Source organism: Pseudomonas panipatensis (assembly GCF_900099785.1).
GTDB classification, from domain to species: domain Bacteria; phylum Pseudomonadota; class Gammaproteobacteria; order Pseudomonadales; family Pseudomonadaceae; genus Pseudomonas; species Pseudomonas panipatensis.
Genome location: NZ_FNDS01000017.1, coordinates 73,363 through 81,193 on the forward strand (window position 1 = coordinate 73,363; position 7,831 = coordinate 81,193).

Annotated in this window: 4 protein-coding genes and 3 pseudogenes; 4 read left to right on the forward strand and 3 right to left on the reverse strand. The window is 66.5% G+C overall.

Going from position 1 to position 7,831, the window contains the following annotated elements; translation table 11 throughout:
• Positions 1-8: 8 nt before the first annotated feature.
• A complete protein-coding gene (locus tag BLQ74_RS25805; protein WP_090268200.1) occupies positions 9-1,157 on the forward strand; it encodes an ABC transporter ATP-binding protein in 1,149 nt (382 codons plus the stop codon).
• Between the two features lie 316 nt (positions 1,158-1,473).
• Here BLQ74_RS25805 and BLQ74_RS25810 read toward each other — a convergent pair whose 3' ends face one another.
• A complete protein-coding gene (locus BLQ74_RS25810; protein ID WP_090268202.1) occupies positions 1,474-2,877 on the reverse strand; it encodes a purine-cytosine permease family protein in 1,404 nt (467 codons plus the stop codon).
• A 537-nt stretch (positions 2,878-3,414) separates the two neighbouring features.
• Between BLQ74_RS25810 and BLQ74_RS25815 the strand changes: the two genes are divergently transcribed.
• Positions 3,415-3,900 carry a flavin reductase family protein gene (locus BLQ74_RS25815; RefSeq protein ID WP_090268203.1) on the forward strand — a complete coding sequence of 162 codons (486 nt, stop codon included), beginning with the start codon at positions 3,415-3,417 and terminating at the stop codon, positions 3,898-3,900.
• Positions 3,901-3,958: 58 nt separating this feature from the next.
• Here BLQ74_RS25815 and BLQ74_RS28280 read toward each other — a convergent pair.
• Positions 3,959-4,477, reverse strand: a pseudogene (locus BLQ74_RS28280) (methyl-accepting chemotaxis protein); the annotation flags it as partial.
• Between the two features lie 384 nt (positions 4,478-4,861).
• Positions 4,862-5,905 (reverse strand): annotated as a pseudogene (locus tag BLQ74_RS28285) (cache domain-containing protein); the annotation flags it as partial.
• A gap of 196 nt (positions 5,906-6,101) precedes the next feature.
• Here BLQ74_RS28285 and BLQ74_RS25825 point away from each other — a divergent pair.
• Positions 6,102-7,145, forward strand: a complete 1,044-nt coding sequence (locus BLQ74_RS25825) for an LLM class flavin-dependent oxidoreductase (RefSeq protein ID WP_090268207.1) — start codon at positions 6,102-6,104, stop codon at positions 7,143-7,145.
• 279 nt (positions 7,146-7,424) lie between these two features.
• Positions 7,425-7,831, forward strand: a pseudogene (aceE, locus tag BLQ74_RS25830) (pyruvate dehydrogenase (acetyl-transferring), homodimeric type); the annotation flags it as partial.

Sequence of the window (7,831 nt, forward strand, 5' to 3'; positions counted from 1 at the left end):
GTAAACCCATGAGTGCCGTGATCAAGAACCCCAACGACCAGCGCGCCCTGGTCAGCCTGCGCAACCTGAACAAGCACTACGGCGACTTCACCGCCGTGGACAACCTGTCGCTGGACATCCAGGAAGGCGAATTCCTCACCTTCCTCGGCTCCAGCGGCTCCGGCAAGAGCACCACGCTGTCGATGCTGGCCGGCTTCGAGACGCCCAGCTCCGGCGAAATCCTGGTCGACGGCAAGTCGCTGGTGAACGTGCCGCCGCACAAGCGTGACATCGGCATGGTGTTCCAGCGCTATTCGCTGTTCCCGCACCTCGACGTGCGCGACAACATCGGCTTCCCGCTGAGCATCCGCAAGCGCGATCCCAAGGAGCGCGAGCGCCAGGTCGACGCCATGCTGCGCCTGGTGCAACTGGAATCCTTCGCCCACCGCCGCCCGGCGCAACTCTCCGGCGGCCAGCAGCAGCGCGTGGCGATCGCCCGCGCGCTGGTCTACGAACCGCGCATCCTGCTGATGGACGAACCCCTCGGCGCGCTGGACAAGAAACTCCGCGAGGACCTGCAGGACGAACTGCGCCACCTGCACCGGCGCCTGGGCATCACCATCGTCTACGTCACCCACGACCAGGAAGAAGCCATGCGCCTGTCGCAGCGCATCGCCATCTTCAGCCATGGCAAGATCGTCGGCCTGGGCAGTGGCTACGACCTCTACCAGGACCCGCCGAACGCCTTCGTCGCCTCGTTCCTCGGCAACTCCAACTTCATCAAGGTCAAGACCCTGGGCAATGCCGCGGCCGATTTCGAGGGCCAGGCCCTGGCCATCCGCCCGACCGCCGGCGTGACGCCCAACCAGGACCTGCTGCTGATGGTGCGCCCGGAAAAAGCCCTGGTGCTCAGCGCCAGCGAAGCCCTGGCGCAAGCGCCCAGCCCGGGCTGGAACGACATCCCGGCCAGCGTGCTGGAGACCGTGTTCCTCGGCGAGAGCCAGACCTGCACCGTCGCCACGCCGGGCGGCACGCGCCTGACCGTCAAGGCGCTCTCCGGCAACGCCGCCGCGCTGCAACCGGGCGCCCAGGTGCGCGTGCGCTGGGCGGCGAGCGACGCCTGCGTGTACACCCAGTGGAACGAAAGCGACCTGGCCAAGGGTGCCGGCGCGCACTGAGCGGCACCCGCCCCCACCTACCTCTCCACTCGCCCCCTCGCGCCTCACGGCGCAGGGGGTTCTTTTTTGCCCGCGACAGAACAGCCACGACAGCCACGGCTCACCCAAGGGGCTAGTGGGCGTTTGCCAGCGATGGGTATCGCTTCGCTCAACGCCCTCCTACGCTGCCCACGCGCATGCCCCGCCGACGGATCGAGCCCGACCTTTCCTCGCCCCTCACGAGCTCGGGCGCTGGGCGGTGCGTGCCCGGCACGAACGGCGGGCATGAAAAAGCCCCGCCGTTGCGGGCGGGGCTTGGCTGACGCGCGGCCTTGCTTCAGTCGGCCAGGCCGAGCGGCGCCAATGCCTCGCGCGGCGAACGCGAGCGGGTCGCCAGGCAGTAGTACAGCGGGCAGGTCACCAGCAGGCCGGCCAGCCAGGACAGATCGGCGCCGCCCAGGTAATTGGCGTAGGGACCGACGTAGATCGAGGTGTTGGCGAACGGCAACTGGATCAGGATGCCGGCCACATAGGCGATGATCGCCGGCGGATTGAAGCGCCCGTAGATGCCGCCGTCGGCGCGGAAGATCGAGGCAATGTCGTAGCGCCCGCGCTTGACCAGGTAGAAGTCGACCAGGTTGATCGACACCCAGGGCACCAGGACCACCAGCAAGGCCAGGATCAGGCCGATGAAGTGCGCGATGAAGTTCGCCGAGGCGCTCAGCGCCATGCCGCAGGCGGCGATCAGCACCAGCGCCGACAGGGCCACGCGCAGCCGCACGCTGGGCGTCCAGTCGCTGGCGAAGGTCTGTACCGAGGTGACGATCGAGAGGACCGCGCCATACAGATTGAGGGCGTTGTGGCTGATGATGTTGAGCAGGAACAGCACCATCAGCAGCGGGCCGAGCGCCCCGGTGGCCTGCTTCACCGCAGCCATGGCGTCGGTGCCTTCGGGAACCGCCAGCACCGCCACGGCGCCGAAGGCGAACGAAAGGATGGTACCCAGGCAGGCGCCGGCATAGGTGGCCAGGAACGGCCGCAGAATGCCGACGCTGGCCGGCAGGTAGCGCGAGTAGTCGGAGACGTAGGGCGAGAAGCTGATCTGCCAGATGATGCCCAGGCACAGGGTCGCCACCCAACCGGACAGGTTGAACGCGCCACGGCTGAAGAAATCGCCCGGCAGGCTGCCGCAGAAAATCGCGATGAAACCGGCCAGCAGCGCACCGCCCATCACCCAGGTGCCGATGCGGTTGAGGCTATGGATGAAGCGATAACCGACCACGCCGATGGCGGTGGCGCCGGCCGCGCCGAGCAGGATCGCCAGCGGCAGTGGCAAGAACGGCACAATGCCGTGGATGGTCTCGCCGGCCAGGACGATGTTGGAAATGAAGAAACCCAGGTAGATCAGCGCGGCGAAGAACACGATCAGCAGCGCGCCGTAGCGGCCGAACTGGCCACGGCTCTGGACCATCTGCGGGATGCCCAGTTGCGGGCCCTGGGCCGAGGCCAGGGCGATCACCAGGCCACCGAGCAGGTGGCCGAGGACAATGGCCAGCAGGCCGGAAAACAGGTCGAGGTGGAACACCTGGACGACCATGGCGCCGGTCACCACCGGCAAGGGCGCGATATTGGTGCTGAACCAGAGGGTGAAGAGGTCGCGGGAACGGCCGTGGCGTTCGCCGGGCGGCACCTGGTCGACGGTGTGGCTTTCAATGAGGGTCGTCTGCTCGGACTGGGACATGATCGTGCGCTCGATAGAAGTCGCGGCGCCCGCCGTCACGCGCGCGCCGATTCAATGGGAGGGTCGTAGCGTCAGCCGGTGGCGCGCGGCGAGGCTCAGCGAGCGCCGTTCTCCGCGGGAGGCGACGCGCGCAGGCTGGACCGCGCGCAATGATCATGACGACGCGCCCGGAGCGGGCAGAGAAGAAGTGCGAGAAGCATCGTATTGCCTTGTTTCTTGTGTTTGTAAGAGCCACGCAGGGCAGGCATTGGGGCGAGCCGGCGGCAGCGAGACGCTGCGGCGGCCGGCGCAAAGCATATTATGGCATCCCAAAAAACAGGCAAGTTTTTTGTCGCTCGCGCAACAGGCACGGCCCCCTCCGGTCACTGCGTTGAACTATCACGCCAGCGCCGCAAGCCAGTTCTGGCGCGGCATGTACGTTCGTCGGCGGGACACCAGCGGGGCCTTTCGGGTCGTTAAAAAATGCTGGATATCGGCAAGTATTATGGTATACCAACAGACACAAAACCCGAGAAACATCCACCGAGGTCCCCGAACATGATCGACACGACTGCCTACAAACACGTCATGGGCTCCTTCCCGTCCGGCGTTACCGTCATCACCACCCTCGACGATGATGGGCAGATCGTCGGCCTGACGGCCAGTGCCTTCAGTTCGTTGTCGATGGAACCGCCGCTGGTGCTGTTCTGCCCCAACTACAGCTCCGACTCCTACCCGGTGCTGATCCGCCAGCAGCGCTTCGCCATCCACCTGCTCTCCGCCGAGCAGCGCGAGGAAGCCTTCGCCTTCGCGCGCAAGGGCAAGGACAAGGCGCAGGGCATCGAGTGGAGCCTCAGCGAGCTGGGCAACCCGCTGCTGGCCAACGCCACGGCGATCATCGAATGCGAGCTGTGGCGCGAATACGAAGGCGGCGACCATGCCATCCTGGTCGGCGCGGTGAAGAACCTGATCCTCCCCGAGCAGCCGCTCAATCCGATGGTCTACTGCCGCGGCAAGATGGGCGAACTGGCCAGCATGGCCTGAGCGCCTCCCCGGCAAACGAACAGGCCGCCCGTGGGCGGCCTGTTCGTTTCCGCACGCGTCAGGTGCGGAAGCGCATCACCAGGTGGTTCAGCTCCTCGGAGAGCCCGTTCAGCGTGCTCGCCTCGCCACTCGACGAACTGGCCAGCGCCTCCACCAACTGCGCGTCCTGCTGAATCTGCGCGATGTGCCGGTTGATGTCTTCCGCCACCTGGTGCTGCTCTTCGGCGGCGGTGGCGATCTGGGTGTTCATGTCGCGGATCACATCCACCGACTCGCGAATCTGCTCGAAGCTGTCGCGCGCCTGGCCGATCGACAGCACGGTCTGCTGCGACACCTCCAGGCTGGCGTGCATCTGCCGGCCCATTTCCTGGGTGCGGCGCGCCAGGTTGCCGAGCAAGGCGTCGATCTCGCCGGTGGAATCGGCGGTGCGCTTGGCCAGGGCGCGGACCTCATCGGCGACCACGGCGAATCCACGCCCCTGTTCCCCCGCCCGCGCCGCTTCGATGGCCGCATTGAGGGCCAGCAGGTTGGTCTGCTCGGCGATCGCGCTGATGGTGCCGAGGATCGACTGGATATCGTTGCTGTCGCGCTGCAACTGCTGCATCGCCGTCGCCGATTGCTCGATCTCCTGGCACAGGCTGTTGACGCTGGCCACCGCGCCCTCAATCTGGCCCTGCCCGGCATGCGCCTGGCGCTGGCCGTTGTCGGCGGACTGCGCAGCCTGGCTGCAGGAGCGCGCCACCTCGTTGGCGGTCATGACCATTTCGTGGAAGGCGGTGGAGACCATCTCCACGGCTTCGCGCTGGCGCGCGGCGGCTTCGGCCATGTCCCGCGAGACGTTACTGGAGCCGCTGGCGCTGCTGTGGATCTGCCCCGCGGCCTGACCGATACGCTGGATCAACTGGCGAATGCTGCCGAGGAACTGGTTGAACCAGCCGGCCAGCCTGGCGGTTTCGTCGCGGCCGCGCACCTGCAGGCTGCGAGTCAGGTCGCCCTCGCCCTGGGCGATGTCTTCCAGACCGCTGGCCACCGCGCGGATCGGCGCGGCGATCAGTTCGGCGAACCAGGCGCCGGCGAGGGCGAAGAGCAACGCGGCTACGGCGGCGACCAGGGCGATCAGCCAGGTCAGGCGGGTGGCGCCGGCCATCACTTCGCTTTCGCGGATCAGCCCGATGAACTGCCAGCCGAGGGCCTTGGAGGCATAGACGTTGGCCATGTAGCGCTCGCCGCCGAGGGTCACCCGTTGCAACCCGCTGCCGGCATTGGCCAGGGCGGCATAGCCGTCGCCCAGGGCGGCCAGCGCCTTGAAGTTGTGCTGCGGGTCGTTGGGATCGACCAGCACGGTGCCGTTGCGCTCCATCAGCATCAGGTAGCCGCTCTCGCCGAGCTTGATCTGCCGGACCATGTCGGTGAGCTGCTTGAGCGAGACGTCGATATTCACCACCCCGCCCTGCGCGCCGAGGCGGTTGGCGAAGCTGCGCACGCTGCTCACCAGCACCACATCGTCGCCCGGCCAGTAATAGGCTTCGGTGCGCAGGGTCTGTCCGGGATTGGCCATGGCGCGCTGGTACCAGGGGCGGCTGCGCGGATCGTAGTCGCTCAGCTTGGGATCGCCGGGCCAGAACAGATAGCCGCCTTCACTGGTCCCCACCGACACATAGGCATAGGCCGGGTGACTCTTGGCCATGCCGGCGAACAACTGGAACAGCGCCTGCTCCTGCGGGCCTTCCGGCTGCCGGGCGAGTTCGCCGTTGAGGTAGCGCTTGAGGTTGCCGTCGATGTTCTGCAACAGCGGGTGCGCGGCGAGGAACTCGACGTTCTGCCGAATGCCCTCGAAGAACAGCTGCATGGCGTTGTCCACCTGGCGGATCTCGCGGCCGCTGCTGTCGAGGAAGGCGCTGCGCGCATCCTCGCGGACCTGCAGGATGACCAGCACCGCGACCGCCATCGCCGGCAAGCTGGCGATGGCGGCGAAGGCCAGTGTGAGTTTGTACTTGATGTTCATCTTCCCTCTCTTGCTGATGTGCACGCGAAAATTCACTTGCGGCGATTTTGTATTATGGTATACCAATATACAAGGCAGTTCGCAGCCAGGTCCCGCTCCCCCGCTGCGCCGGCCTCACCGGATCGGGCGCAGGCCGCGCCTTCACCGCCACCAGCCAGACATAGGCGCAACAAGAAAAGGGTTCGAGGTAAACGACATGAAATTCTCTTTGTTCGTACACATGGAGCGCTACGATGAGCAGACCAGCCACCGCCAGCTGTTCGAGGAACTCACCGAGCTGACCCTGCTGGCCGAGGCCGGTGGCTTCAGCACCGTGTGGATCGGCGAACACCACGCGATGGAATACACCATCTCGCCCAGCCCGATGCCGCTGCTGTCCTACCTCGCCGCTCACACCACGACCATCCGCCTGGGCGCCGGCACCATCATCGCGCCCTTCTGGCATCCGCTGCGTGTCGCCGGCGAATGCGCGCTGCTCGACGTGATCAGCAACGGGCGCATGGAAGTCGGCCTGGCCCGCGGCGCCTATCAGTACGAATTCGACCGCATGGCCAACGGCATGCCGGCCACGGCCGGCGGCCAGTACCTGCGCGAGATGGTGCCGGTGGTCAAGGCACTCTGGCAGGGCGACTACGCCCACGATGGCGAGCTGTGGAAGTTCCCCACCTCGACCTCCTCGCCGCGGCCGATCCAGCAACCGCACCCGCCGATGTGGATCGCCGCGCGCGACCCGGATTCGCACAACTTCGCGGTGAAGAACGGCTGCAACGTGATGGTCACGCCGCTGATGAAGGGCGACGAAGAAGTCGTCGACCTGAAGAACAAGTTCGAGGCCGCCCTCGCCGCCAACCCGGACGTGCCGCGCCCGCAACTGATGGTGCTGCGCCACACCCACGTGCACAGCGTCGATGACCCGGACGGCTGGAAAGTCGGCGCCGCGGCCATCTCGCGCTTCTACCGGACCTTCGACGCCTGGTTCGGCAACAAGCAGACGCCGGTCAACGGCATCCTCCCGCCGAGCCCGGAAGAGAAATTCAAAGACCGCCCCGAGTTCGAGCTGGAGAACATCCGCAAGAACACCATGATCGGCACCCCCGAGGAAGTGATCGCGCGCATCCGTCACTACCAGGAACTGGGCGTCGACGAATTCAGCTTCTGGGCCGACAACAGCCTGCCCCACGCCGAAAAGAAGAAGTCCCTGGAACTCTTCATCAAGCATGTGCTGCCAGCCTTCCGCTGAGCCAACACAGCCCGCGCGATCGCTGCATGAAAGCCCCTGCCCCACGGCAGGGGCTTTCGCGTTTGCGCGCCCCGCCCGGTTCGCTCATCCGCCCCGCTGGCGCGGCGCTTGCCGCCAGCTAGGCTATAGCGACTACCCGGGCCTCCGCGCGCCACCCTCTTGCAACGCCGCTTCGCCGCCGACGCCGGCGCGGGTCGGCCAGCTTGCCGCACGGGCACGCCACCAGCGTCCGGGCAGCGCCCCAGCGTGGCCCCCTGCAATCCGCCAAGGTATTCCGCAATGCACGATCTCGACCCCATTGAAACCCAGGAGTGGCTGGACGCCCTGGAATCCGTCCTCGATCGCGAAGGTGAGGAGCGCGCGCACTACCTCATGACCCGCATGGGCGAGCTGGCCAGCCGCACCGGCACCCAACTGCCCTACGCCATCACCACGCCCTATCGCAACACCATTCCGGTCACCCACGAGGCACGCATGCCCGGTGACCTGTTCATGGAGCGGCGCATCCGCTCGCTGGTGCGCTGGAACGCACTGGCCATGGTGATGAAGGCGAACAAGCACGACCCCGACCTGGGCGGCCACATCTCCACCTTCGCGTCCTCGGCGACCCTCTACGACATCGGCTTCAACTACTTCTTCCAGGCCCCCACCGACGAGCACGGCGGCGACCTGGTGTTCTTCCAGGG

Bases quoted from the DNA above. Each gene is read 5' to 3' on its own strand.
- BLQ74_RS25805 (WP_090268200.1), top strand. From the start codon at position 9: ATGAGTGCCGTGATCAAGAACCCCAACGACCAGCGCGCCCTGGTCAGC.
- BLQ74_RS25810 (WP_090268202.1), bottom strand. From the start codon at position 2,877: ATGTCCCAGTCCGAGCAGACGACCCTCATTGAAAGCCACACCGTCGAC.
- BLQ74_RS25815 (WP_090268203.1), top strand. From the start codon at position 3,415: ATGATCGACACGACTGCCTACAAACACGTCATGGGCTCCTTCCCGTCC.
- BLQ74_RS25825 (WP_090268207.1), top strand. From the start codon at position 6,102: ATGAAATTCTCTTTGTTCGTACACATGGAGCGCTACGATGAGCAGACC.